At 72.7% G+C, this 25,870-nt stretch carries 21 protein-coding genes; 12 read left to right on the top strand and 9 right to left on the bottom strand.

The window, feature by feature from the left end; all coding sequences use genetic code 11:
* Nucleotide 1: 1 nt before the first annotated feature.
* Together OP04_RS05945 and OP04_RS05940 are read left to right on the top strand one after the other, a co-directional pair.
* Nucleotides 2-625 (top strand): hypothetical protein, encoded by a 624-nt coding sequence (locus OP04_RS05945; protein WP_157239343.1) that lies wholly within the window; start codon nucleotides 2-4, stop codon nucleotides 623-625.
* A 95-nt stretch (nucleotides 626-720) separates the two neighbouring features.
* Nucleotides 721-2,304, top strand: a complete 1,584-nt coding sequence (locus tag OP04_RS05940; protein WP_051797168.1) for an outer membrane protein assembly factor BamB family protein — start codon at nucleotides 721-723, stop codon at nucleotides 2,302-2,304.
* 285 nt (nucleotides 2,305-2,589) lie between these two features.
* On the opposite strand, the gene OP04_RS49225 is transcribed toward OP04_RS05940, so the two are convergent.
* The 3 genes from OP04_RS49225 to OP04_RS05925 form a co-directional block, all read right to left on the bottom strand.
* Nucleotides 2,590-4,683: an Hsp70 family protein gene (locus tag OP04_RS49225; RefSeq protein ID WP_051797167.1), complete on the bottom strand. Its 2,094-nt coding sequence runs from the start codon at nucleotides 4,681-4,683 to the stop codon at nucleotides 2,590-2,592.
* A 329-nt stretch (nucleotides 4,684-5,012) separates the two neighbouring features.
* Complete coding sequence (locus OP04_RS05930; protein ID WP_085066257.1) at nucleotides 5,013-6,713, bottom strand: PAS domain-containing sensor histidine kinase; 1,701 nt, start codon at nucleotides 6,711-6,713, stop codon at nucleotides 5,013-5,015.
* Nucleotides 6,714-6,761: 48 nt separating this feature from the next.
* Nucleotides 6,762-7,619 (bottom strand): alpha/beta fold hydrolase, encoded by an 858-nt coding sequence (locus OP04_RS05925; protein ID WP_033338511.1) that lies wholly within the window; start codon nucleotides 7,617-7,619, stop codon nucleotides 6,762-6,764.
* A gap of 53 nt (nucleotides 7,620-7,672) precedes the next feature.
* On the opposite strand from OP04_RS05925, the gene OP04_RS05920 reads away from it, so the two are divergent.
* A complete protein-coding gene (locus OP04_RS05920) occupies nucleotides 7,673-8,668 on the top strand; it encodes a 5'-3' exonuclease (RefSeq protein WP_033338510.1) in 996 nt (331 codons plus the stop codon).
* A gap of 118 nt (nucleotides 8,669-8,786) precedes the next feature.
* On the opposite strand, the gene OP04_RS05915 is transcribed toward OP04_RS05920, so the two are convergent.
* Nucleotides 8,787-9,977, bottom strand: coding sequence for a cytochrome P450 (locus OP04_RS05915; RefSeq protein WP_051797165.1), 1,191 nt, complete (start codon nucleotides 9,975-9,977; stop codon nucleotides 8,787-8,789).
* A gap of 74 nt (nucleotides 9,978-10,051) precedes the next feature.
* Between OP04_RS05915 and OP04_RS05910 the strand changes: the two genes are divergently transcribed.
* From OP04_RS05910 to OP04_RS49220, 3 genes are read left to right on the top strand one after another with little or no spacing between them, the layout of a single operon-like run.
* Complete coding sequence (locus tag OP04_RS05910; protein WP_033338614.1) at nucleotides 10,052-10,729, top strand: response regulator transcription factor; 678 nt, start codon at nucleotides 10,052-10,054, stop codon at nucleotides 10,727-10,729.
* A complete protein-coding gene (locus OP04_RS05905) occupies nucleotides 10,722-12,305 on the top strand; it encodes a sensor histidine kinase (protein WP_198153736.1) in 1,584 nt (527 codons plus the stop codon). Before OP04_RS05910 ends, OP04_RS05905 begins: the two co-directional genes overlap by 8 nt.
* A 28-nt stretch (nucleotides 12,306-12,333) precedes the next feature.
* The gene (locus OP04_RS49220; protein ID WP_051797164.1) at nucleotides 12,334-12,942 is read left to right on the top strand and encodes a PepSY domain-containing protein; all 609 of its coding nucleotides are present in this window, start codon (nucleotides 12,334-12,336) and stop codon (nucleotides 12,940-12,942) included.
* A gap of 97 nt (nucleotides 12,943-13,039) precedes the next feature.
* Here OP04_RS49220 and OP04_RS05895 read toward each other — a convergent pair whose 3' ends face one another.
* Nucleotides 13,040-13,738 carry a GTP pyrophosphokinase gene (locus OP04_RS05895; RefSeq protein WP_232323493.1) on the bottom strand — a complete coding sequence of 233 codons (699 nt, stop codon included), beginning with the start codon at nucleotides 13,736-13,738 and terminating at the stop codon, nucleotides 13,040-13,042.
* Nucleotides 13,739-13,881: 143 nt separating this feature from the next.
* Between OP04_RS05895 and OP04_RS05890 the strand changes: the two genes are divergently transcribed.
* The 5 genes from OP04_RS05890 to OP04_RS05870 all read left to right on the top strand — a co-directional run bounded on the left by OP04_RS05890 (nucleotide 13,882) and on the right by OP04_RS05870 (nucleotide 20,029).
* Nucleotides 13,882-14,562 (top strand): response regulator transcription factor, encoded by a 681-nt coding sequence (locus OP04_RS05890; protein WP_033338610.1) that lies wholly within the window; start codon nucleotides 13,882-13,884, stop codon nucleotides 14,560-14,562.
* Nucleotides 14,559-15,899: a sensor histidine kinase gene (locus OP04_RS05885; protein WP_033338509.1), complete on the top strand. Its 1,341-nt coding sequence runs from the start codon at nucleotides 14,559-14,561 to the stop codon at nucleotides 15,897-15,899. The genes OP04_RS05890 and OP04_RS05885 overlap by 4 nt, the downstream gene beginning before the upstream one ends.
* A 63-nt stretch (nucleotides 15,900-15,962) precedes the next feature.
* On the top strand, nucleotides 15,963-16,673 hold the full coding sequence (locus tag OP04_RS05880) for an LmeA family phospholipid-binding protein (RefSeq protein WP_085066256.1): 711 nt from the start codon (nucleotides 15,963-15,965) through the stop codon (nucleotides 16,671-16,673).
* Entirely contained in the window at nucleotides 16,670-19,105 is a 2,436-nt protein-coding gene (locus OP04_RS05875) for an MMPL family transporter (RefSeq protein ID WP_051797163.1), read from the top strand. The genes OP04_RS05880 and OP04_RS05875 overlap by 4 nt, the downstream gene beginning before the upstream one ends.
* Nucleotides 19,106-19,273: 168 nt before the next feature.
* Nucleotides 19,274-20,029 carry an SAM-dependent methyltransferase gene (locus OP04_RS05870; protein WP_033338507.1) on the top strand — a complete coding sequence of 252 codons (756 nt, stop codon included), beginning with the start codon at nucleotides 19,274-19,276 and terminating at the stop codon, nucleotides 20,027-20,029.
* A 495-nt stretch (nucleotides 20,030-20,524) separates the two neighbouring features.
* Here OP04_RS05870 and OP04_RS05865 read toward each other — a convergent pair whose 3' ends face one another.
* Nucleotides 20,525-21,349, bottom strand: a complete 825-nt coding sequence (locus OP04_RS05865; RefSeq protein ID WP_157239337.1) for a helix-turn-helix domain-containing protein — start codon at nucleotides 21,347-21,349, stop codon at nucleotides 20,525-20,527.
* Nucleotides 21,350-21,424: 75 nt separating this feature from the next.
* Here OP04_RS05865 and OP04_RS52990 point away from each other — a divergent pair, with 75 nt between their 5' ends.
* Nucleotides 21,425-21,577 carry a hypothetical protein gene (locus OP04_RS52990; protein WP_157239335.1) on the top strand — a complete coding sequence of 51 codons (153 nt, stop codon included), beginning with the start codon at nucleotides 21,425-21,427 and terminating at the stop codon, nucleotides 21,575-21,577.
* A 92-nt stretch (nucleotides 21,578-21,669) separates the two neighbouring features.
* On the opposite strand, the gene OP04_RS05860 is transcribed toward OP04_RS52990, so the two are convergent.
* The 3 genes from OP04_RS05860 to OP04_RS05850 all read right to left on the bottom strand — a co-directional run bounded on the left by OP04_RS05860 (nucleotide 21,670) and on the right by OP04_RS05850 (nucleotide 25,858).
* A complete protein-coding gene (locus OP04_RS05860) occupies nucleotides 21,670-22,638 on the bottom strand; it encodes a hypothetical protein (RefSeq protein ID WP_157239333.1) in 969 nt (322 codons plus the stop codon).
* 125 nt (nucleotides 22,639-22,763) lie between these two features.
* A complete protein-coding gene (locus OP04_RS05855; RefSeq protein WP_033338504.1) occupies nucleotides 22,764-24,839 on the bottom strand; it encodes a beta-galactosidase in 2,076 nt (691 codons plus the stop codon).
* Entirely contained in the window at nucleotides 24,836-25,858 is a 1,023-nt protein-coding gene (locus OP04_RS05850; protein WP_033338608.1) for a LacI family DNA-binding transcriptional regulator, read from the bottom strand. The genes OP04_RS05855 and OP04_RS05850 overlap by 4 nt, the downstream gene beginning before the upstream one ends.
* Nucleotides 25,859-25,870: the final 12 nt, after the last annotated feature.

Here is a 25,870-nt window from a genome sequence, read left to right as displayed (position 1 = left end):
GGTGCACGGCGCGTTCACCGACGCGGGGGTCGGCGGCGCATCGTCCCTTCGGCCAGTTCTTCGGCGTTTCCGGCGCACGTGGGGCGCGGCCGGGCTGGGCTGTGAGGGGCCGGGATCGCCCGGCACCAGCAGAAACGCATGGGGGGACGAGATGACAGCCGTAACCGGGATCGCGGTGGCCACGATGGCGGCGGCGCTGGGGGCAGGGGATCCGGCGAGCGCGGGCACGATCAAGGCGCAGTTCCTGCCGGTGCCGACGGCCACGATCACCACGCCCGCGTCGCCGTTGACGCTGCAGTCGCTGCACGGGAAACCGGTCAAGATCTCCTTCGCCGGCAAGGGTGTCGAGGCGAAGAAAGCCGTGCCGGGCACGCGTTTCCGGTGGACGGCCTACGGCACCGGCGGCGCGAAGAAGACGCTGTGCACGGGCAGTTCCGTGCCGCATCCGGGGCCGGTCGACGACCTCACGATCTACCGCGACTGCCGGTCGTTCACGGCCGAGCTGGGCATGTTGCCGCAGGATGTGGCCTCGACGACGTGGTGGGTGGTGCTGGAGGTGTTCAACGGCGCGGGCGCGGCCGGCACGGACGGGCAATCGGTCAAACTGGACTACGTGGCCCTTTAGGCACGCGGGGCTGACATCGACGAAGATCATCACTTAGGGTAGGAACCGGCGGTCCAGAGTGGCACCTGCCACACCGCCGCACGGGGGTGATTGACGTGCGACGTCATGTCCTTTTCCGCCTTCTGACTCTGGTCGCGGCCGTGCTGCCGCTGATCGTGGTGACCGCGGGGCCGGCGAGTGCCGGCACGCACCAGCGGGACGGCGACTGGCCGACCTGGCAGGGCGATTCGCTCGGTTCGCGGCACAACGCGGCCGAGCGGCGCATCAACCCGGCCACCGCCGGCCGTCTGACGCTCAAGTGGGCGTTCGGCTATGCGAAGTCCGACGCGCCGGTGCGCAGCCAGCCGGCCGTGGTCGACGGTGTCGTCTATTTCGGCGGCCCGGACGGCAACTTCTACGCACGCGACGCGAGGACCGGCGCCGCCCGCTGGGCCTTCGCGCTCTCCTCCGTGGACCCCGGCGCCGGCGCCGGCCTGGTGTGGGACGGTCCCACGGTCGCGGCCGGAAAGGTCTTCTTCGGAGATTCCCGGGGGTACGTGTACGCCCTCGACCAGCGCACCGGCCGCCTGATCTGGGCGCGCGACACGGAGTCGCACCCGGCCGGCGGGCACACCAGCTCGCCGCTCTACCACGACGGCCGCATCTACATCGGTGCCTCCAGCGGGGAGAACACCGGTGGCGCGGACTATCCGTGTTGCACGTTCCGCGGCCACATCGACGCGCTCGACGCACGCACCGGCGCGCAGGTCTGGCGCTACTACACGGTGCCGGAGCCGGTGCAGGTCGGCACGTGGCCGAGCGGCGCCGCCCGGTTCGAGCCGTCCGGCGCGGGCGTGTGGAGCTCCCCGGTGATCGACCCCGCGACCGGCACGCTCTACGTCGGCACCGGCCAGAACTACACCGGCAGCGCCGGCGACTTCGACTCGCTGCTGGCGCTGGACGCGCGCAGCGGCGCCGTCCGGTGGAAGAACCAGGTGACCGACTCGGACACGTGGCGCAGCCTGTGCAACGACCCCAATCCGGAGGGCTACTGCCCCGGGCTGGAGGACGGCAGCGCGCTCGACTACGACATCGGCGCCACGCCGAACATCATCAGGCTCGGCAACCGCACGCTGGTCGGCGTCGGTCAGAAGAGCGGTGTCTACCACGCGTTCGACGCGCGGACCGGCACGGTGCAGTGGCGGCGGCAGCTGGGCGTGCCGCTGCCGAGCGGCGGCATCTCCGGCATCCAGTGGGGCACCAGCTTCGACGGCCGGCGGCTGTACGTGGCGTCGTACTTCGCCGGCCCCGGCACGGTCTTCGCCGTGAACCCGTCCGACGGCCAGGTGCTGTGGCAGACGCCGCACCCGGCGAACGGCTGCACCACCGGCGGCGCGGCCGCGTTCCCGGACGTGTGCCAGCTCGCGCACACGCCAGCCGTGACCACCAGTCCCGGCCTGGTCTACGAGGGCAGCACGGACGGCAAGATGCGGATCTACTCCGCGCGCACCGGCGCGGTGGTCTGGGAGTTCGACACGATCCGCGAGTTCCGGGGCGTCAACGGCGTGACCGGCTTCGGCAGCTCGATCTCCGGCGGCGGTGGCGCGGTCGTGTCGGACGGCATGCTCTACATCCAGGCCGGCTACTGGCCGTTCTACCCGAGCGAGCACGGCAACGTGCTGCTGGCGTTCGGGCTGTAGCTCGACGTGGCGTGACCTCCTGCCCGCGGCCGGTACGCGGGCAGGTCGTCCCGGCCGCCGGCCGGCTCCAGCAGCAGGCCGGCGGCGTCGCCGATCCAGGCCGGTCCTCGCGTGTGGTCTCCTGGTGGAGCTCGTCGGTCGCGGCCGACGTGCGCGGGACGCGGGCCCGGAGCGGCCGGCGCCGGCGATCTACGCGTCGTTGCGGGGCGGGCTGCCCGTCATGCGGTCCAGGAACGACATCAGGTCGCCGGCGGACGGTTTGCACCCACGCCCGATGATCGGGCGTCACGAGCGGGTGAGGAAGATCTGGGTGTCGCCCCAGTACGTCTCGAGTTCGTCGGGCTCGCAGTAGTAGTCGGCGTCCACGCCGACGTCCGAGGCGGCGAACGGCCTGGTCTCCGCGGTCTTGCCGCCGCGCCGCACGGTCAGCTCGGCCTGCGTCGTCGCACCGGAGACGTAGAGTTCGCCCAGGCGGGTCTCGTACCGGCCGGAGATCTCGCCGGTGATCTGGTACTCCTGGACCACACCACCGACGATCGCGCCCAGCACCTGGCTGCCCTCGTAGCTGTCCGTGTAGGTGCCGTCCTCCCGGAAGACCATCGTGCCGCCGCCCTGGTTGGCGACCTCCACGGTCTCGCCGTCGATCTCCACGTCCATCTCCTGGCGGACCTTCGTCCAGGTGCCGACCAGGCAGGGATCGGCCCGGTCCGTACCCGCCGGCGGCGTCGGCAGCGGGCCGGCCGTGCGCGACGGCGCGCGGGACGGGGTGGCGGAGGGTGACGCGGATGCGGAGTCCGAGGGCGACGGCGCGACGAGCCAGCCGGGGAGGCCGCTGTTCAGGAGCAGCGGGATCGCGGCCGCGACCACGATGACCGCGACGCCGGCCGCGAGATAGACGGCGAACCGCCGCGCCGGGGACGGGCCAATCGAGGTGGTGGGCGGCACCCCGGACGCCGCGGATGGGAATCCCGGGGCGGAATACCGAAAACCATGCGTCGGTACGACCGGCGGCAGCGACCCGGCCGGCACCCCGGACGAGACCGGGCCTCCGGGCACCGCGCCCGGCCCCGGCGGACGGGAGGATCCAGAAGCTCCCGGCGGGAGCGGGAACCCGGGAGCGCCCGGCGGGAGCGGGGATCCAGGCGCGGGGGGCCATCCGGCCGACACGGGAGATACGGGCGCGGCCATCGGCCCGCGCGGCACCGGCGACACCGGTGCGGCCCGCACCGCCGCCGGTGGCTGCGTCGCGTAGATCGCCCCCTCCGCCACCACCAGCTCCGGCTGGTCGAGCAGCGACGGCGGCACGCCGAGCGCCCGGTGCAGCAGCGACGCGGCCAGCGGCATCCGGCTGGCACCACCGACCAGCAGCACGCCGCCCGGAAGCCCGCCGCCGGGAACCGAGCCGCCCGGGATCGAGCCACCAGCAATCCCGCCGCCCGGGACCGAGCCGCCCCGAAGGCCTCCGCCGGCCTGCCGGCCCGCGGCCGTGGCGACCCGGACCGCGGTGTCCACTGTGCGCGCCAGGATCGGCAGCGCCAGCGCGTCCAGCTGCTCGCGGCCGAGCGGGGCCTCGCTGTCCCCGGCCGGCAGCGCGATCATGGTGAACGGCGAACGGCTCAAGAGCTCCTTGGCGGTACGCGCCGCGTCCCACAACGCACGTCGCGCGCGACGGTCCGCACGGGTGGCCGGGGAGGCGAGACGGGCCCGCGCGTCCGGGTCGAGCAGCGGCTCCAGGTGGGCAACGATGGCCGCGTCCACGTCCAGGCCACCGGTGTCGTCCAGGCCCTCGGTCGCGGCCACGGTCAGGCCGCCGTGCGCGTCCGCGCGGACCACGGACGCGTCGAACGTGCCGGCGCCGAAATCGTAGACCAGCACGGCGCCGCCCGGCGGAATCGTGGTGCCGGCCCGGCGCACCACCACGTAACTGGCGGCCGCGATCGGCTCGCTGACCAGCGTGACGTCCGGGAAGACGCGGCGTGCGGCCGTCTCCAGGCGGGTGCGGCGCGGTGCGGCCCAGGCGGCCGGGTAGGTCACGGCCGCGCTGGTGACCGTCCCGCCCGCCACCTGCCGCGCCTCCGCGGCGACCCGGGCGAACACGGCCGCGATCACGTCCTCCACCGGCGGCTGCGCGGTGCCGAGCAGCAGCGTGTCCTCGTCGATGCGCCGTTTCGGCGACGGCTCGAACGCGGACGGATCGGACTGCGCGGCGTGCCACGCGTCCCGCCCGACGACGATCCGGCCGGTCGGGTCGGCCCAGGCCGCGGACGGCAGCAGCGGCGATCCGTCGAAGAGCAGCGGCACCGGCGCGCGCCCCTCGATCGAGATGAACGCGACCGTGTGCGAGGTGCCGAAATCGATGCCGAGCCGGGCGAGGGTCACCCACCACAGGATACGGACGCGGCACCACCGCGTATGCCCCCGAACGGCCCGGAGCAAAGGAAAGCCGCCACGCCGGCCGGAGCGCGACGGCGGAACGGCAGCCGCCGATCAGCGGCGGCGACCGTGGAAGATCGGCCGGGTGATCGGCCCGCCCCACCGCGGAACGTCGGCCGCGCGATCGACGCGACCCGCCGCGGGGCTCGCGGCTCTTCCGGGACCACGGCGGAACCGGCTCCGATGCGGCGTGCGGAGCGCAGGCGGAGCCCGCCGCGAGGTTTGCCCGCGGGAGCAACGCTGCCGGGCCACGCCGGAAGCGGGAATATCCGCTTTTAAAAGGTTTTCTGGGTTTGAACCGCCGCCGACGCCTCGGACTCGGGCGATGCGTCGAGCAGCGAGTCGAGCGTGTCCAGCAGGTTGCGGATGATGATCGGCTTGGTGAGGTAGGCGGCGACGCCGGACGCGTGCAGCTGGTCGATGTGGTGCTGGGTGGCGTCCGCGCTGAGCACGACGACCGGGATGTCGTGTGTGGACGGTTCCGCGCGGAGCAGGCCGAGCAGCGCCTCCCCGGGCATGTCGGGCAGGTGCAGGTCGAGCAGGATGAGGTCGGGGCGGTGTTCGCGGGCCAGTTCCAGCCCGGTGGCCGCGAGCATGGCGCCGAGCAGCCGGACGGAGGGGCGCAGCACCATGATCTGCTCGACGAGGCGCAGGTTGGCCTCGATGTCCTCGACGTAGAGGACCGTGCAGGTGCGCGCATAGGTGCGCGGGGCGAGGTCGGTGCGGCTCTCATGCGCGGAGGCGGACATGGTCGTCAGCGGCAGGTCGATCCAGAACGTGCTGCCGCGGCCGAGGATGCTGGCCACGTCCAGCGTGCCGCCCATGCTCAGCGCCAGGTTGCGGGAGAGCGCGAGCCCGAGCCCGGTCCCCTCGAAGCCGGCCTGCGCCGCGTCCAGGCGTTCGAACGGGGTGAAGAGCCGGCCGAGCGCGTCCGGCGCGATGCCGCGGCCGGTGTCGACCACGCGGAGGCGGAGCGTGTCGCCGGGCCGGTGACCGACCGTGACGCCGGCGGTGCCGGTGGGGTGGTTGTACTTGACCGCGTTCGACAGCAGGTTGATCAGGATCTGGCGCAGGCGGTGGCGGTCCGCGAGCACGGCCAGGTCGTCGGGGAGCGCGGGCGCGACGGTGAGATGCACCGCGGCCGCGTCGGCTATCGGGCGGATGATGTCCAGCACCTCGCGGATCAGCGCGCCGACCGGGACCGGCTCCGCGTGCAGCGTGAGGTGACCGCCTTCGATGCGCGAGATGTCGAGCACGTCGTCGAGCAGCACCAGCAGATGCCGGCCGGCTTTCAGGATCATCTCGGACCAGTCGTGGTGCTCCGGCTCGAGCGCGCTCATGCTGAGCAGTTCGCTGAAACCCAGGATCGCGTTCAGGGGGGTACGGAGTTCGTGGCTCACCCGGGACAGGAAGTCGTTCTTGGCGGCGTCCGCGGCCCGGAGGCGCAGGTTCGCGTCGCGCAGTTCGTGGGACCGGCGCAGGATCTCGGCCTGCATCTGCTCGGTGTGCGCCTGGAGCTCCGCCGTCTGGCTCTCCGCATGCTCCCGCTGCATCCGGACGAACTCGGTGACGTCCTCGACCTGGTTGATGAGGTACGCCAGCTTCCCGTCCGGCCCGGTCAGCGGCGTGTTGCACGGACTCCAGTACCGTTCCTCGAAGCCGCTGCCGTCCGGGCGGGCCACGTCGTACTTCAGCACGGCCATGGCGTCCGGCGTCAGCGTGCGTGCGGCCCGGTCCAGCGAGGCGCGCAGGTCGGCGACGCCGGTCGCCTCGGGATCGTCCGGGTTGTCCGGGAAGACCTCGAGCAGGTTCCGGCCGATGATCTTCTCGCGCACCGCCATGCTCGCCTGGAGGTAGGCATCGTTGACCGCGATGATCCGTAACTGCGGGTCGAGCACGGCGAAACGTGCGGGAAGAGACCGGAAAAGCGCCTCGAAGTCGATTCCCGGCAACTCGTCACCGGATAAATCCGACATGCGAGAAATTTTAGCAAGTGAGGCGATCCAGGTGGACGAAAAGGCGGCTCAGCCGGCCAGCACCTCCCGCAGCCGCGCGGCGAACTCGGCCGGCTTGCCGGCGTAGCCGAACCCGCCGCCGAGGAAGCCGCCGTGGTGGCTCGGGAAGACGGTCGCGGTCTGGCCGAGCAGCTGCGCGGTCGCCTCGGCGGTGCGCGCGGTGTAGGTCCCGGCCGACTCCTCCCCCACCGCGATCACGACCCGGGACTTCCCGAGCGCGTCCGGGTCCGGCCGGTAGTCGGTGATCGCCCACGACTGCTTCGACAGCAGCGGGTCGTCGCGCAGCCCGTCGTCCTCGGCCGGCATGCCGAACATCGCCGGGTCCGCCGCGGGCTGGGCGAAGTACTCCTCGGTGAACTCGCCCTGCCACGCCGTCATGGCGATGAACTGGGCCATGCCCGCGCCCCGGCCGCCCTTCTCGTAGGCCTCGTTGAACCCGTTCCGGGCCCGCGTCGCGTTCGCCGCGTCCGGCAGCACCCCGTTGATCGGCGGCTCGTGCGCGACCAGCGTGACCACGTCGTCCGGGTGCCGGGCCGCCAGCGCCAGCCCCGTCACCGCGCCGCCGCTGCTGCCGAAGACCTCGACCGGCCCCGCGCCCAGGTGCGCGATCAGCAGGTGCAGGTCGTCGGCCTGCCGCTCCGGCGTGTTGTCCGTCCGGCCGTCCGTGCGCACGCTGCGCCCGAGCCCGCGCGGGTCGTAGGTGACCACGGTCCGGTCCGTGAAGTGCCCCGCGAGATCCTCGAAGCCCTCCGCCGTCATCGGCTGCCCGATCATGAAGAGCAGCGGCTGCCCGTCCGCCGCGGGAACCGGCCCGCGCACGTCGTACACCAGCTCGGCCCCGTCCACGCCCAGAGTCTGTGTCGTCATGCCCGAGAGGGTACGTCCGTGTTCGCCGCCGATGTGCCCGTTACGCTCTCCTGGTGCCGAACTCGTCCCCGCTGCTGCTCGTGCTGGACGGGAACAGTCTTATCCACCGGACGTACCACGCGGGCGACGCGGACCAGGATGCGTGGGCGCTGCGCGGTTTCGCCCGTTATGCGGCGCGGGCCGTCTCCCGGCTACGCCCCGACGCGCTCGTGGTCGGCTTCGACTGCCCGCAGACCTCCACCCGCCGCGCCGACTTCGCCGGCTACAAGGCCCACCGCCCGCCGAAGCCGGAGGACCTGGTCGCGCAGCTCGCCGCCGCCCCGGAGCTGCTGCAGGCCGCCGGCCTCTGCACCGTGGTCCCGACCGGCTGGGAGGCCGACGACGTGCTGGCCAGCTCCGCCGCGCACGCACGTCGCTCCGGCTGGCGCTCGATCCTGATGACCAGCGACCGCGACGCGTTCGCGCTGATCGACGCGCACACATCGGTACTGCGCATCCGCAACGGCGGTTTCGACGAGGCCGTCCTGATCGACCCCGCCGGCCTGCACGAGCTCTGCGGCGTGCACCCGGAGCAGTACCTGGACTACGCCGCACTCCGCGGCGACCCCTCGGACAACCTCCCGGGGGTACGCGGCTTCGGCGCCGCCACGTCCGCCCGGCTCCTCGCCGCGGTCGGCACGATCGACGCCGCCTGGGCCGACCTCTCCGCGGGCGGCCGGGCCGTCCGGGACGCGGTCGGCGGCCAGTGCGCCGACCGGCTCGCCGACCCGGCCGCGCGCGAGATCGTCGACCGCAACCGCCGCCTGATGCGCATGCGCGCCGACCTGCCCATCCCGTCACTGGACGGCGCGCGCCTGCCGCTCTCCTCCTCCACCGTCCGTGCCGCACTCGCCGCCGCCGCCGGCGGGTCACTCACGCTCGGGCCGGCGCTGTGGGCACTCACGGCCGGCCGCGCGATCCCCCGCCCGGCCGAACCGCACCCGCCCGTCTTCCGCCGCCCGCAACGCCACCGCCGCGAGCCCACGCCGGGCCAGATGTCCCTGTTCTAGGCTTGGTCCACTGCTCCGACGGCGGACGGCCCGGCAACGGCCGCGCGGGACGGGGAAGCAGGTCACCGGCAGTCTCATCACCGAGATCACCATCCGGGCCCCACCGTTGGATCCGGTGTCAGACGTCCCAGGAGATCGTCAGCTGGTCGAGGCCGCGGAAGTTCAGGCTGGGACGCCACGCGAGGCCGGGCTGGCTGAGGCGGAGGGCCGGGAGCCGGGTCAGGAGCGCCCCGAGGACGATCTCGCCCTCCAACCGGGCCAGGCTGGAGCCGAGGCAGAAGTGCGGGCCGTGGCCGAAGGCGACGTGCCGGGCCGGGCCGTTACGGGCCAGGTCGAGCGTGTGCGGGGACGGGAACGCGGCCGGGTCGCGGTTCGCCGCGCCGGTGACCAGCAGGATCGTCTGACCGGCCGCGATGTCCTTGCCGCCGAACGTCAGGTCCGTGGTCGCGCGGCGCAGGATGACCTGGAGCGGGCTGTCCCAGCGGAGCAGTTCCTCGACCGCGGTCGGCATCACCGACGGCGAGGTGGCGAGGAGTTTCGCCTGGTCGGGGTGCTGCAGCAGCGCGAGCACCGCGTTGCCGAGATAGTGCGTGGTGGTCTCGTGGCCCGCCAGCAGGAGCAGCACCGTGTTCGCGATCGTCTCGTCCCGGCTCAGCGCACCGGGTTGCAGCAGCGCCTCGGGCCGGTCGATCAGCGAGTCGAAATATCCCACCATGCCGGACATGCCGCGGTCGGCCGCGGCCTTCTCGTCCGGGGTGAGACGCGCGTTGCCGAACGCGACCGCCACATCGTTCGACCAGCTCAGCATCTGCGCACGGTCCGCCTCCGGCACGTGGATGAGCGCGCAGATCGCGTTGAACGGCAGCGGCACCGCCAGGTCGGCGACCACGTCCATGGTCCCGGACGGCAGCACCCGGTCGATGATCTCGTCCACCGCCGCGGTGATCGGCGCACGCAGCGCCTCCACGGAGCGGGCCGTGAACGTGCGGCCGGCGGCCTTGCGCAGGCGGGTGTGCTCGAGCGCGTCCCGGTAGAGCATGGTGCTGCTGAGCACGGACGCGACCTGGCGCAGATCGTCCTCGACACCGTCCGGGTCGGACCAGCGCACGGATGACAGGCGCGGGTCGCCGGCGGCCGCGCTGACCAGCTCGTGGCTGGTGACCACCCAGGCGTTGAGCGCGCGGTCCCAGACGCACGGATCCGCGTCCCGCAGCTGGTCGTAGAACTCGTAGAGGTGACGCTGCGTCTCCGGCCGGACCGCCGTGAGCAGCGTCCGGGGGCGGGCGATCACCACATGTTCCTCCAGCATCGGACGGGCGCCGAATCCTATCAACGGGATCGCCTTCAGCCCGGATTCAGCCTGCGAGCGGAACAATGGTGACCGTGCGTGTGCTGGTGGTCGATGACGAAAAGCGATTTGCGGGTACGCTGCGCGCCGGCCTGACCGCGGAGGGGTTCACCGTGGACGTGGCCGCCGACGGCGTCGACGGACTGTGGCTGGCCAGGGAGAACACGTACGACGCGATCGTGCTCGACCTGATGCTGCCACGCCTCAACGGCTACCAGGTCTGCGCCACGCTCCGCGAGGAACGGAACTGGACGCCGATCATCATGCTCACCGCCAAGGACGGCGAGTGGGACCAGGTCGAGGGCCTGGACACCGGCGCGGACGACTACCTGACCAAGCCGTTCTCGTTCCCGGTGCTGGTGGCCCGGCTGCGCGCGATCGCCCGGCGCGGCGCCCGCGAACGCCCGGTCGACATCACCGCCGGCGACCTGCGCCTGGACCCGGCCGCCCGGCGCGTATGGCGCGGCGACGTGGAGGTGGAGCTGACCGCGCGCGAGTTCGCGCTGCTCAGCCACCTGGCCCGGCACCGCGGCGACGTGGTCTCCAAACGCGACATCCTGGACACCGTGTGGGGCTTCGACTTCGACGGCGACCCGAACATCGTGGAGGTCTACATCCGCCACCTCAGAATCAAGATCGACCGGCCTTTCGGCCGAGAAGCCATCGCGACGGTACGGGGTGCCGGTTACCGACTGGCGAGCGACGGTGGATAGCGGGCGGCATGACCCGGTCGCCGACGACGGTCGACCCGCACCGGGCGCGACCGGCGACCGATCCGCACCGGACGGCGCGAGCCGGCTGACCGCACCGAGCGCGACCGTTAACCGATCCGTGCCGGACGGCACGAACCGGCGGCCCGCACCGGGCGCGGCGGGCGGGCGGCCGGGCCGGGCTTCGGTGAAGATGCGGGCGACCACCGGGGCGGTGCTGGTGGTCGCGGTAGCGCTGGCGGCCGGGGCCGCCGGGCTGGTGCTCATGGTCCGGGAGTCGCTGCGCGACGGGCTGGAGACACAGGCGGAGCAGCGGGTGTCCGCGCTGGTGGCGCAGGGCCTGGCGACGATCGCCGCCGCACCGGCGAACGACGAGACGACAGGCGGGAGCCCGGCAAGCGAGAGCCCGGCAAGCGGCAGCCCGACGGGGCCGGCCGGCCCCGTCGAGGACGCGGCCGAACCGGAGGACGACGATGACGACGAACCCGAGGACGTCGTCTGGCAGGTGATCGACGCCGACGGTGCCGTGGTGCGCGCCTCCCAGCCGCTCGACCGGTCACTACCGACCGAGGACTCGGGCGACGTGGCGCTCCCCGGCGCCGATCATCACTACCTCGTGGCGACCGGCCGCGACGCCGGCTTCACGGTCGCGGTCGGCGTCTCGCTGGAGGACGTGGACAACTCGACGTCCGCGCTGGTCAGGCCGCTGCTGGTCGGGTTGCCGCTGCTCCTGCTGCTGGTCGGCGGCGTCACCTGGACCGTGGTGGCCCGCGCGCTCGCGCCGATCGAGCGGATCCGGCGCGAGGCCGAGGAGATCACCGGCGACCGGCTCGACCGCCGCGTGCCAGTGCCGGCGTCGCGCGACGAGGTGCACCGGATGGCCCGCACGATGAACCGGATGCTGGCCCGCCTGCAGACCTCGCGCGACCGGCAGCAGCAGTTCGTCGCGGACGCCTCGCACGAGCTGCGGTCGCCGCTGACCAGCATCCGGCAGGCCGCGGAGGTGTCCCGGGCGCATCCGGGCGCACTGCCGGACGGTGAGCTGGCGGAGACGGTCCTGGAGGAGTCCGCCCGCATGTCCCGGCTCGTCGACCAGTTGCTGCTGCTGACCCGGGCCGGGGAGGGGGCGGTCACGCGTACCCGGCAGGACGTGGATTGTGATGATCTTGTTCTTGCCGAGGCCGCGCGCGTGCGACGCGGCGGGCTCACGGTGGACACCACCGGCGTCGGGGCCGGGCGCGTCCGCGCCGATCCGGCCGCGCTCGCCCAGGTGGTCCGGAATCTGGCGGACAACGCCGCGCGCCACGCCACCTCCCGGCTGGCCGTCGCCGTGCGCGAGAGCGGCGGCGCCGTGGAGCTGATCATCGAGGACGACGGCGACGGCATCCCGGCCGAGCAGCGCGAACGCGTCTTCGAACGGTTCGTGCGCCTGGACGAGGCGCGGGCCCGCGACGACGGCGGCAGCGGCCTCGGCCTGGCGATCGTGGCGGAGCTGGTCCGCGCACACGACGGCACGGTCACGATCACGGACTCGCCGCTGGGCGGCGCCCGGTTCACGGTCCGGCTGCCGGTCGAATGAGCAGGCGGTCCGTTCAGCCGGGATTCAGGTGGCTTCGCGCAGTCTGTCCTCCGACAGCGAAAACGACCGGAAGGGCATCGTGCTCATGAACATCGCCAGGCTCCGCAGCAAGCGGGTCATCGTCAGCACCGTCGCGATCGTGGCCGCGCTCGGCGTCGGGGGCGGCGTCTGGGCCTCCGTGGCCAGCGCCGACGTCGGCACCGGCGACCGTGACCGGGCCGGCGCCGCCGCGATCCAGGCCGTGGGCGGCAACGGCACCGTCCTCGACGTCGAGAGCAGCGACGACGCCGGTGAGGCCTACGAGGTCGAGGTCCGCAAGGCCGACGGCACCGAGGTCGACGTCGCACTGGACAAGAACTTCGCGGTAGTGAACCAGGAGACCGACGCCGACGACCAGGACGGCGCTGGCGACCAGGGCCAGAACGACGCCGACGACCGCGTCCTCACCGACGCCGAGCGCACCTCCGTCACGGAGGCCGCCCTCGCGGCCGTCCCCGGCGGCACCGTCTCCGACGTCGAGGCGAGCGACAAGCCCGGCGTCGCCTTCGAGGCCGAGGTCCGCGACCCGGCCGGCGCCGACTGGGACCTCGAGTTCGACACCGCGCTCACGGTCCTGACCAAGACCGCGGACAGCTAGAAAATCAGTGAGCAGTTTTCCACCTGGCGATCGGGTCGATGCCACGAAGGAGTCATCGGGACGGGCGCGCACGGGCGGGGACCAGGTTGAAAAAGGCTCAGTGGCGGGGGCCGTGGATCTGCTGGTGGAGGCGTTCCATCCGGACGTCCAGGCGGGCCGCGTCCTCCGCCGTCGCCATTAGCTCCGCGCGCAGCGGCGCCGGGATGTCCTGCCCGTGCTTGTAATAGATCTTGTGTTCGAGGCTCGCCCAGAAGTCCATCGCGACGGTGCGCAGCTGCACCTCGACCGGCACGGAGATCACCCGCTCGGACATGAAGACCGGGATCTCGACGATCAGGTGCAGACTGCGGTAACCGTTCGGTTTCGGCTCCGCGATGTAGTCCTTCGTCTGCACCAGCGTGACGTCCGGCTGGCGGGTCAGCATGCCCGCGACCGTGTAGACGTCCGACGCGAAGCTGCAGACGATCCGGATGCCGGCGATGTCGCGGATGCGTTCCCGCAGGTCGTCGAAGGTGAGCGGGCAGTCGATGCGCTGGGCCTTCGCGGTGAGGCTGGCCGGCGTCTTCAACCGCGTGCTGACGTGCTCGATCGGGTTCCCGGCCGTACGGTGCGAGAGCTCCTCGGCCAGGATGCTGACCTTGGTGCTCATCTCCGCGAGACCGAACCGGTAGACCATCATGAACCGGTTGAACTCGGCCATCAGCTCGTGCAGCGTCTCGGGCTGCGTGTCCGGCAGCGCAAGCGCCGCGCCCGCGTACCGGTCAAAGCTGACCTTCTGGCCGTCTGCGTCCGTCACGATTGCTGCTTCTCCAGGGTCGGCGATCCACTCCAGTGTCCTCGTCCGCCCGCGGAGGACACACGGCAGGTAACACTCTAGGTAACGCACGCCACGGGTTTCTCATCGCGTTCACATGAGCCCGTGATCTGATGCGGGACATCATGAGCGCCCGCATCCTCGTCGTCGACGACCAGCCGAATCTGGTGGATCTGCTGCGCACGGTGCTGGAGTTCCACGGGTTCGCCGTGAGCGCGGCCGGGACCGCGGCCGCGGCGGTGGAGACCGCGGCCCGGGAGCGGCCGGACCTGATCCTGCTGGACGTGATGCTGCCGGACGGCGACGGCATGGACGTGTGCCGCCGGCTACGGACGGCCGGGTCGGAGGCGGCGGTCGTGTTCCTCACGGCGCGGGACGCGCGGGCGGACGAGATCGCCGGGCTGGCGTACGGCGGCGACGACTGGATCACCAAGCCGTTCGACATGGACGTGCTGCTCGCGAGGGTACGGGCGGTGCTGCGCCGGACCCGGACCACCACAACGAACCTGCTCCGCTACGACGACGTGGAGCTGGATCCGGACACGCTGGAGGTGCGCCGGGCCGGCACGGTCGTGCCGCTGTCCCCCACCGAGCTGCGGCTGCTGCGGTACTTCCTGGAGAACCCGCACCGCGTGCTGTCCCGCGCGCAGATCTACCGCGCGGTCTGGGAGTTCGAGCTGGGCGCGAGCTCCAACGTCGTGGACACCTACGTCGGCTACCTGCGCCGGAAGCTGGACCCGCTCGGCCCGCCACTGCTGGTCACGCACCGCGGCTTCGGCTACGCGCTGAGGCGTACCCCGTCATGACCTTGCGCCGTTCGCTGCTGCTCGCGATCGCCGGTCTGACCGCGCTCGGCCTGCTCGTCGTGACCGGCACGGCCGCGCTGATGCTGCGTGCCTACCTGATCGACCGCACGGACGACCAGTTGCAGGCCGCGGCCGAGCTGGCCCGCCACCGCTACACGCTGCAGGTGATCAATCCGGAGGACCGGCCGCGGACCATCCGCGACGTCGTGTCCGTCACCGAGATGCTGATCGAGGTCCGCGGTCCCGAGGCCGGCACGCTGCGCATGATGGGCACCGTGCCGCTGCCGGCCACGCCGCTGCTCGACCGCGCGGACCTCGGCGATCCGGATCCGCAGGACGTGGACGGCTTCCGCGTGGTGGTGGTGCGGGACGCGGAGATGACCGTGCTGGTCGCGCTGTCACTGGAACCGGTCGACGCGACCGTGCGGCAGCTCGCCACGGTCGCGTCCGTGACGTCGCTGCTCGCGCTCGCGGTCCTCACGCTCTTCGCCCGGTGGCTGGTCGCCCGCCGGCTGCGCCCGCTCAACGCGATCGCCGAGGCCGCGACCGAACTGGCCGACGGGCACCTGGATCGTCGCGTGCCGGATCCGCCGCACGGTCCACACACGGAGGTCGGGCGGCTGACGTCCGCGGTCAACGGCATGCTGTCGCGCATTCAGGCCGCGCTGGCGGCCCGGGAGCGCTCGGAGCGGCGGATGCGGGACTTCGTGGCGGACGCGTCGCACGAGCTGCGCACGCCGGTGACCACGGTCCGGGGCTATCTGCAGCTGGTCCGTACCGGCGTGGTGGATCTTGCGGAACGCCCGGACGTGCTGCGCCGGCTGGAGCAGGAGGCGAACCGGATGGCCGCGATGGTCACCTCGCTGCTCTACCTGGCGCGCCTGGACGCGGAGCCGCCCACCCGGCACGGTCCGGTGGATCTGGCCGCGCTGGTCCGGGACGCGGTCGCGGATGCCGTGGCGGTCGCGCCGGACCGGCCGCTGACCGCGCACGCGCCGGAGACGTGCGTGATCACCGGCGACGAGGACACGCTGCGGCAGGTCATGGCCAATCTTCTGGCCAACGTGCGCGCCCACACGCCACCGGGGACGGGAGCCCGGGTGACGGTCGCCGATCAGCCGGAAAGCCGAGTCACGGTCGAGGTCAGCGACGACGGCCCCGGCATGGACGCGGAGGCGGCCGCGCACGCGTTCGACCGGTTCTGGCGGGCCGGTCCGGCCCGGTCCGCCGGGGACGGCGCCGGTCTGGGGCTGGCGATCGTGGCCGAGGTCGTCCGCGCGCACGGCGGCGACGTGGGCATCTCCGGCGCGACCGTCTGGTTCACGCTGCCCGCCTGAGTTCACGACGAACTCTCATCTTCCTCGCATCGGCCCGGCACCCGCGGCTGCTGACATGGTGCCGTGCCCAGAAAACCTGTGCGGCGGACCGTCATCGCAGCCGTCTCGGCCGGCGCGGTCCTGCTGGCGGCGACCCTGGTGGATCGTGCCGCCGCCGCGATCGCCGAGCATCGGCTCGCCACCCGCCTGAGCTGCGTCGTCGACGTCGACGTCACCATCGCCGGCTTCCCGTTCCTGACCCAGCTCGCGTCCGGCACGTTCGGCGAGGTCCGGGTGCACGCGGACACGGCCGGGATCCGCGACACGACGCTGAAGAACCTGAACATCACGGCCACCGGGGTACGCGACGGCAGCGCGGAATCCGTCGCCGCCAGCGCGGTGATCGACTACGCGAGTCTGTCGTCGCGGCTCGGCGACAGCGCTCTCGCGTCCGCGCAGCTCAGCGGCGACGACGCGGGCCGGCTCGTGATCACGGCATCCGTACCGGTCCGCGGCCTGACCATGACCGCCACCGCCTACGCCGACCTCACCGTCACCGGCGACCGGCTCACCATCGCCCCCAGCGAGGTCGAGCTGGCCGGCCTGGGCATCCGCGTCCCCGCCTCCCGCCTCCCCGGCGACCTGGCCGGGCCGCGCACGGTCACGCTGCCCGCGCTCCCGTCCGGCGTCACCTACCAGCAGGTCTCCGCAACCCCCGACGGCCTGTCCGTGGCCGTCACCGTCGTGAAAGGCAACACCATGACCACGATCAACCCCTGCGAGGGTACGGAGTGAGCGCGATCGAGTCCGGCGCGATGCACCGCCTGATGTCCCGCTGCGGCCGCCTCACCACCCGCCACCCGTGGCCGGTGATCGCCGCCTGGCTGCTGCTCACCGCCGTCGTCGCCGCGCTCGTGCTGGTCGGCGGCCGGCCGATCGACGAGGACGCCACCCTCCCCGGCAGCGCCGGCCAGCACGGCCGCGACCTGCTGGAGACGCACTTCCCGGCCTCGGACGACGCGGTCGGCCAGGTGATCTTCAAGACCTCCGGCGCCGCGCTCGACGACGCGGCCGTCGCGGACACCGCCGCGCGCCTGTCCACGACCGCGCACGTCAGCGAGGTCGGCACGCTGGTGCTCAGCCCGGACCGTACCACCGGATATCTGGACGTCACGCTGGACGTCAGCCCGCTGGAGCTGACCCGGGAGATGACCGTCGAGGTGATGGACGCGGCCGTCACGCCCGGCCTGGAGGTGCTGCCCGGCGGCGCGCTGACCCGCGCGCAAGGCGGTACCGGCCACAGCGAGCTGATCGGCATCGTGGTGGCGCTGGCGGTGCTCGTGATCGCGTTCGGCGGCCTGGTCGCGGCCGCACTGCCGCTGGTCACGGCCGCGATCGTGCTGGTCATCGGCGTCGGCGGGATCGGCCTGGCCGGCCACCTCACCGGCATCCCGTCCGTGGCGACCACGCTGGCCACCATGATCGGGCTCGGCGTCGGCATCGACTACGCGCTGTTCCTGATCACCCGCTACCGCGCACTGCTGGACCGCGGCCGCGACACCCGCGACGCGATCACCGAGACCGTGGCATCGTCCGGCAGCGCGATCGTGTTCGCCGGCGCCACCGTGGTGGTGGCGCTGGCCGGCCTCGGCGTCGCCGGCGTGCCGATCCTGGCCACGCTCGGCTGGACGTCCGGCCTGGTCGTGGTGGTCGCGGTCGCGGCCGCCACCACGCTGCTCCCCGCACTGCTCACCGTGCTCGGCCCGCGCATCGCCGCGCTCCCGGTCCGCCGCTCCCGCCCCGGCCGTGCCTCGTTCTGGGGCCGCCTCGCCGACCGGGTGATCCGGCGCCCGTGGCGATACGTCCTGGCCAGCAGCCTGCTGCTCCTGGTCCTGGCCGCGCCGCTGACCGCGATGACGCTCGGCCAGACCGACGCCGGCGACCGCCCCGCCTCCTCCGCCGAACGCGCCGGCTACGACGCGATGGCCACCGCGTTCGGCCCCGGCGCGAACGGGCCGCTGACGGTGGTCGCCGAACTCTCGCCCGCCGCGTCCCCGGGCACACCCGCCGGCAGTGTCCTTCCCGGCGCCACGCCTCCCGGCAACGCACCCGCCGGCGCCACGCCTCCCGGCAACGCACCCGCCGGAAGTGTGCCGTCCGATGCCACGGCTCCCGGCAGCACATCTGACGGCGCCACACCTCCCGGTGCCACGGCCTCCGGTAACCCGGCCTCGAGCGGCGCGGACACCGGTGCCTCGGCTGCCGATGCCACCCCTGCCCCGGGCCCGACCGGCGGCGGGCCGGTCGGCGATCCGCGGCTGGCCGCTCTGGCCGAGGCGGTCGCGGCCGTGCCCGGTGTCGTGAAGACCGGGCCGGTCCGGCTCTCCGAGGACGGCCTGGTCGCGTCAATGCGGGTCACGCCGGACACCGCGCCCAGCGACCCGGCCACGCTCGACACCGCTGACCGGCTGGACGCGCTGGACCTGGACGGCGTCGACGTCTACGTGACCGGCCAGACCGCCGTGCGCGGCGAGCTGGCGACCCGCGTCGCGGACCGGATGCCGCTGGTGATCGTCATCGTGGTGCTGCTCAGCGGCATCCTGGTGCTGGTCGCGTTCCGGGCGCCGGTCGTGGCCGCGAAGGCCGCCGTGATGAACCTGCTGTCCGTGGCCGCGGCCTACGGTGCGCTCACCGCCGTGTTCCAGTGGGGCTGGGGCGTCGCGCTGATCGGCCTGGACGGGCCGGTGCCCATCGAGGCGTACGTCCCGATGATGCTGTTCGCCCTGCTCTTCGGCCTGTCCATGGACTACGAGGTCTTCCTGCTGACCGCGGTCCGCGAGTCCTGGGACCGTACCCGCGACAATCGCCTGTCGGTTCGTGACGGCCTGGCCGAGACCGGCGTGGTGATCACGTCGGCCGCCCTGATCATGGTGTGCGTCTTCGCCAGCTTCGTCCTCAGCCCCGAGCCGGTGATCAAGATGATGGGCCTGGGCCTGGCCGTCGCGATCGCGGTCGACGCCACGGTCATCCGCGGCCTGCTGGTCCCCGCGCTGATGACCGTGCTCGGCGACGCCAACTGGTGGACACCCCGCCGACCACGCGCCACCTCGGAGCCGGTCAGCACGCCCACGCCCGACGACACCTCCGAGCCGGGCGACACTTCCGAGCCCGACGGCACTTCCGAGCCGGGCGGCACGGAGTCACGGCCGCACGCACACGTGCGGTGACCTCGCGGGGTGCGGCCGGCAACGCGGTCGCACCCCGCACCCCGCAGGCAGACAGCAGGCAGCAGGCAGCGGGCAGCGGGCAGCGGGCAGCGGCGACAACGGTCGCCAACGAGGACCGCGGCCCCAACGGGGGAAGCGCGGACGGTAGCGGCAGCGGTACTCTGCGACATGCCTTCGCCACAGACCGCCCGGGTGTGGAACTACTGGCTCGGCGGCACCGACAACTTCCCGGCCGACCGCGCGCTCGGCGACGAGATAGCCCGTGTCTTCCCGATCATCGTCGACATCGCGCGTGCGGACCGGGCCGCGTTGATCCGCGCCGTGCGGCACCTGACCGCCGAGGCCGGCATCCGCCAGTTCCTCGACGTCGGCGCCGGCCTTCCCACCGCCGACAACACGCACGAGGTCGCGCAGGCGGTCGCACCCGAGTCCCGGATCGTCTACGTCGACTACGACCAGCACGTCCAGGCGCACGCGCGTGAGCTGCTGACCAGCCGCCGCGAGGGCGCGACCGCGTTCATCCTGGCCGACGTCCGCGACACCGCCGCGCTGCTGCGCGCCGCCGCCCGCACGCTCGACCTCACCCGCCCGGTCGCGGTCATCCTCTCCGGCGTGCTGGCCCACCTGCCGACCGCCGCCGGCGCCCGCGACGCCGCCCAGCACCTGATGGCCGCGCTCCCGTCCGGCAGCCACCTGGTCGTCATCGACGGCGTCGACACCAACCCCGCGCTCAACGACGTGATGCGCATCTGGAACGAGTCCGCCGACCCGCCCTACGCCATGCGCTCCCCCGCCGAGTTCCGCTCCTACTTCGACGGCCTCGACCTGATCGCCCCCGGCCTGGTCGACGTCACGCTCTGGCACCCGGAGACCCCGGCCGCCCCGCTCGACAACCTGATCGGCGTGGCCCGCAAGCCCCACTGACCTCTCGGCGTCAGAGTGAGACGGCGGGCGGCCCGTACGGAATGCTTGCACACACCACCAGCCGCCTTATCCCGATATTTCCGGCGTGGAGTGCCCGGTCGACCGCGGCGGGCCGGACGTCGACATCAAAATTCAGAAGATCATTTTCCCGCTTCCGGCGTGGTCCGGCCCGTATGCTCCCGCGGGCAAACCTCGGGACGGGCAAGACTTCGCCGGCGCTTCGCTTTGCCCGTCCCGTCGGAGCCGGTTCGCGCGGGCCGGCCCACGGCCGCGATTCCCGTCGTTGCTTCCTTGAGGCGGCGCGGCTCACGATCAGATCACCGCGGCCTGCCCGAAGAATGCACAGGTCTCCGGCCCTGAGCCGGAGACGACGCCCGCCGAGGGCGGCGGAGATCGTTGTTGCGCTCACTGCTCTTCCCGGTGTCCTGAAACAGCAGTGAGCGCAACAACGACCTCCCCGATCCGGACCTCGACGCCGAAAGGTCGGTAACGCGCTCAGTAAGCCCGCTCGGTGGCGGCCAGGGAGGCGAGCAGGCGGAGCGAGCCGGCCTCGCGGGAGCCGGGCTCCGCGTGGTAGACGACCAGCTCCTGGCCGGGCGCCGAACGGACGTCGAACGAGTACATCCGCAGCGTCAGCGCGCCCACCTCAGGATGGTGGAAGGACTTGGACGACAGCGTCTTGCCGCGGGCCTCGTGCCGGGTCCACAACTCACGGAAATCGTCGCTGAGATCCAGCAGCTCGGTCAGCACGGCACGGATGCGCGGGTGGTGCGGTGCCGCGCCGAACGCCAGGCGGAAGCCGGCCACCGCGTTGGCGGCCGCGGCCGGCCACTCCGGGTAGAACGTGCGCGCGGCCGGGTCGAGGAACATCACCCGCATCAGGTTGCGGGAGAAGGCGAAGCCGCCGAAGAGCGCGTCCGCGAGCGGGTTCGCCGCGAGCACGTCGTAGGCGCGGCCGAGCAGCAGTGCGGGCGAGTCCGGCCAGGTGGTCATCATCTGGAGCAGCGCGGGATCGGCACGTTCGACGGCGGCGGCAACAGAACGCGGCGCCAGCCCGGCCAGGCGGAACAGGTGCAGGCGGCCGTCCTCGTCGAGCTGCAGCGCGCCGCTGAGCGCGTCGAGCATCTGCGCGGACGGCGTGCGTTCGCGTCCCTGTTCCAGGCGCACGTAGTAGTCGACGCTGACACCGGCCAGCATCGCGACCTCCTCGCGGCGCAGCCCGGCCACGCGGCGGCGGCCGATGCTGCAGATCCCGGCGTTCTCCGGCTGGAGCAGCGCGCGGCTGCGCCGCAGGAAGTCACCGAGCGGGGTGGGTGCCATGAGCCCCACTGTAATTCCGGGCGTGGCACGTCCGCCTGGGTGCGATACACCCACTCAGCTGCGATGATGACCCGCATGGACGAGGACCAGAAGATCGGCCGTCGCGCGCTCTTCGGCCGCACCACGATGCTGGCGGCCGGCGCCGCCGTCGTCCTGCTCGGCCTGACCGGTTGCCCGGGTGGCGAGCAGGACGACGATGACGATGACGACGATGGTGACGACGACTGAACCCGTCTCAACCTGGCCTCGGGCCAGAGGGTGCCGGGCCGTCGCCAGGCGGCGGTTCGGCGGGCCCTCGCCAGGTTGAGAAGTTCACTGAGTTACCCGCAGTTCGTCCACCTGGCGGCCTTGCCGCCGGACGAGCCGTAGGCCACGCCGGTGTCGCTGAGCTCGGAGACGTAGGGATATCCGGCCGGCGACTGGAGGCGGATCGTGCTGCCGTCGCGCCGCAGGACGACCTCGGCCTGCCCGGCGACGCTGCCCTGCTTGTTGACGGCGGCCGGGGCGTCGATGCGGGTGATCTCCCGGTCCGGGCCGCGGAGGTTCCACAGCATCCGCTTCTGACCGCCGGCCGCGTCGTTCCGATAGCCGATCACGTAGCCGCCGCTGATCGCGTGCGCGAGGGTTCCCTCGCCCAGCGACTCCACGCTGTCCGCGGCCGGGTCCCAGATCAGGGCGGGGCCGGGCAGGCCGATCACGCCCTGCTGCACCAGCACGAGGCCGTCCTCGTCGATGCCCATCGCGGTCTGCGGCACGTCGCCCGGCAGCATCTCGACCGTGCCGGGCGCATCGGCCGGCCACCGCACCGCGTGCGGTGAGTCGAACTCGGCCGGGTCGTTGACCGCGCCGACGATGTCGCCGTGCGAGTTGATGCCGGTCGCGCGCCCGACCCAGCCCTCGTGCGGCACCGGCAGCACCTCGAGGCCGTGCTGCGCCGACCAGGACACCGGCGAGGACCGGTATTGCATGTCGAGCCCGTAGCCGACCGCGACGCCGGACGCGTTGATGTCCTCCAGCCCGCCCGACCCGAACGGCAGCGGCGGCACGCTGACCCGGCCGTTCTGCCAGATCACCTGCTCGGTCCAGCCGTTGATCTCGGTGCTGCCGACCGCCCATCGCCCGGTGACGTCCGCGCCCGCGACCCACGTCGTGTACTCGGCCGCGTTCGCGGGCAGCGGCAGGTAGGTCACGCCGCAGCGGGCCGGCGCGGCGGCCGAGGCCGGATCCGAGGCGACGGCAAGGGCGCCGAGAACAGTGGCGGCCGCAAATATCCTAAGTGGACGATGCATCGCTGTTCCTCCTGCTGGAGCGGCGACTGATCCCCGTGTGTCAGCCGCCCGCATGGAGGACACGCCACAACCCCGGATCCGGTTGCACCCCAAAATTCAAGATCATCACATGGTACGGCCGGAACTCAGACGATCCGGAGGATGCGGACATCCCAGGCACCGAGCGCCAGCACCTCCCCCTCGGCGTACCGCTCCCCGGAGGACACGTCCACCACTGCGCCTGGCAGCGTGAACGTGCTGGACTCGAACGACCAGTTGTGCACGAACCGCAGCCGCGACCCGTCCCGCGCGGTCGCCCCGGTCACGGTCTGCGTCCCGGCCTGTGGACGCCACGCCGACGACGACTCCGAAGCCACCCAGCCGAACAGCGCCGCCGCCAGCGCCTCGTCCGGCACCGTCCCGACATAGGTCACCCGGCCGTCGCCCTCCGCCCGCGTGGTGATCGCCGGCCAGCGCCCGAAGTGCGGGTGCACGTACCGGGCCAGCACGTCCGCGTCCTCCACCGTGAGGCCGTCGATCCACCGCGTGCCGCACGCCCCCGCGGGCACACGCAGCGGCGACCCGGGCTCCGCGGCCACCGGCACCGCGCCGACCGTGCTGAACTCGTCGTACCAGACGCCGGCGTCGAGGAACGCCGGTTTGCGCTCGACCCGGGCTCGGGCCAGCGAGTCCTCGTACCCGGTGCGGATCCCGGCGATCAGGTGCCCACCCGCGGAGGCGTACCCCCGGAGCCATTGCAGTTGATCGTCGGAGGCGATGAGGAAACCGGCCGCGACCAGGATCGGGTGCGCCGCGACCGCCTCCGCCGGGGACATGGTGAACAGCTGGGCCGGGTGCACGAAACGCGCCTGGAGTCCGGCGTCGAACGCACCGCGGTAGAACGCGTCCACGATGGACTGGTAGGAGCGGCGGTCCGGGTTGCCGGCGCCGTCGTCGAGTGCGGGTGTCTCCTCCAGCGACCACTTGGTGTCCTGCGACCAGAGCACGGTCACGTCCGCGTCCGGCGTCAGCCCGGCGACCGCGGCACCGGCCCGGTCGAGCTCCGCGCCGAGCGCGGCCAGCTCGCGGTAGACGCGGCCGGGCTCGCCGCTGTGCGGGAGCACGCCGCCCCAGTACGTCTCGGTGCCGTAGTGCAGCGTGTGCCAGTGCCAGTATTCGATCATGGAGGCGCCGCGGGAGACGAGCGCCCAGGCGGCCTGGCGCCACTGCCCGTCGTAGGCCGGCTCGTTGATCCACTGGTGGCTGATCGCCTGCGCGTTCGTCTCCGTGACCAGGAACGGCTCCTGCCGGGAGGAGAACATCCGGTCCGCGGACTGGTAGAGCGCCCAGACGCCGGACGTGGTCCAGTCCTGATCGTCCACGCGGGTGCGCGGCAGCGTCAGCGCGTCCTGCATGCGGTAGTACGGGTTGCCGGCCGTCACGTCGAGCCGGGCCGCGAGCGCGTGGTCCTCGATGCCGGGGCGCTCGTAGGCGATGCAGGTGGTGACGAACTGGCCGGGCCGCGCGTACTCGCGCGCGATCTCCGCCTGCCAGCCGATGAAGTCCGTGGTCAGCTGCGCCTGGAACTGCCGCCAGGCCAGCGTGTACTGCGGCTGCGCGTTGCCGTCCGGCGTCCACAGGTCCGACCAGCGCGACAGCCGGTGCGACCAGTACGTCAGCCCCCATTCCTGGTTGAGCCGCTCGACCGAGCCGTAGCGGGCGCGCAGGTGACCGACGAACCGCTGGAAGACCGCGTGGTTGTGCAGCAGCACGTTGCCGGGCTCGTTGTCGACCTGGAAGCCGATCACGGCCGGGTGCGCGGCGTACCGCGAAATGATCTTGCGAATGACGCGCTCCGCGTGGAACAGGAACGCCGGGTGCGTGTAGTCGATCTCCTGCCGCGCGCCCCAGCCCACCCGGCGGCCGGTCGCGGCCTCCGCGTTGATCTCCGGGTAGAGCCGGGCCAGCCACGGCGGCGCCGCGTAGGTCGGCGTGCCCAGGACGACGGCGATGCCGCGCGCGTGCGCGCCGTCCAGCACCGGTTGCAGCCAGTCCAGGTCGAAGACGCCGTCCTCCGGCTCCCAGGTCGACCAGACGGACTCGCCGACGCGGATGACGCTGAAGCGGGCCGCCTGCATGAGGTCGAGGTCGGCCTCGAGGCGCGGCGCGGGCTGGTACTCGTGGTAGTAGGCGGCGCCGAACAGCACCCGCTCGTGGTTCATCTCTGCGTACTCTCCCGGACGATCAACTCGGTCCGTGTCAGATGTGGCGGGCTGCCGGCCCCGCGCGCGATCGCCTGGATCAGGCGGCGCACGCCGTGCCGCGCGACCTCGGCCGGGTCGTAGCGGACCGTGGTCAGCGAGACGGACAGGAACTCCGCCTCGGGGAGGTCGTCAAAACCGACCACGGAGACATCAGCGGGTACGCCGAGGCCCGCTTCGGTGATCGCCCGGAGCGCGCCGATCGCCATGTGGTCGTTGGCGGCGAAGACGGCGGTGGGCTTCCGGCGTTCCAGCAGCTCACGCATGGCGGCGAAGCCGGAGGCAGGGCTCCAGTCACCCTCGACCGGGTCGTGGACGGGGGCGCCGGCGTCGAGGAGCGCTGCCCGCCAGCCGTGGAGGCGCTGGCGTGCGGGAGCCCAGGCCTGCGGGCCGGCGATGTGGGCGACCGTGGCGTGGCCGAGGGCGAGCAGGTGGGCGGTGGCCTGGCGGGCGCCGCCGCTCTGGTCGACGCCGACCTGGATGGCGGCGGGGTCGTCGTGATCGCCCGGGGCGACGGTGAGCAGCGGGATGCCGGGCGGGGCAGCGACAGCGCCCTCGCCGTGGTCCTCGGTGTCACCTTCCGGTCCGGCGGCGGTGATCGTGGCGTTGTCGACCGGCTCGGAGAGGATGATCCCGTCGACGCCCTCGGCCGCCAGTGCGTCCATCGCGGCCTGGATCTCGGCCGGCGTCGAGGCCGCGGTGCGGATCAGCGCGACCGCGTACCCCGCCTCGCGGATCTCCCGCTCCAGCGCGGCCAGCATCGCCGCCGGCCCGTGGAGCAGCCCGCCGATGCTGATCACCCCGATCCGCCGCGACCTGCGCGTCACCAGCGCCCGCGCCGCCGCGTTCGGCCGGAACCCGAGCTCCTCGACGGCCGCCCGCACCCGCGCCACCACGTCCGCCCGCACGTGCGGCTCGCCGTTCACCACGCGCGAGACGGTCTTCTGCGAGACGCCGGCCGCGCGGGCCACATCGTTCATCGAGACCATCGG

It is taken from the genome of Catenuloplanes japonicus (assembly GCF_000717135.1).
Classification (GTDB): Bacteria; Actinomycetota; Actinomycetes; order Mycobacteriales; family Micromonosporaceae; genus Catenuloplanes; species Catenuloplanes japonicus.
This window is presented reverse-complemented; position numbering and strand designations above follow the sequence as displayed.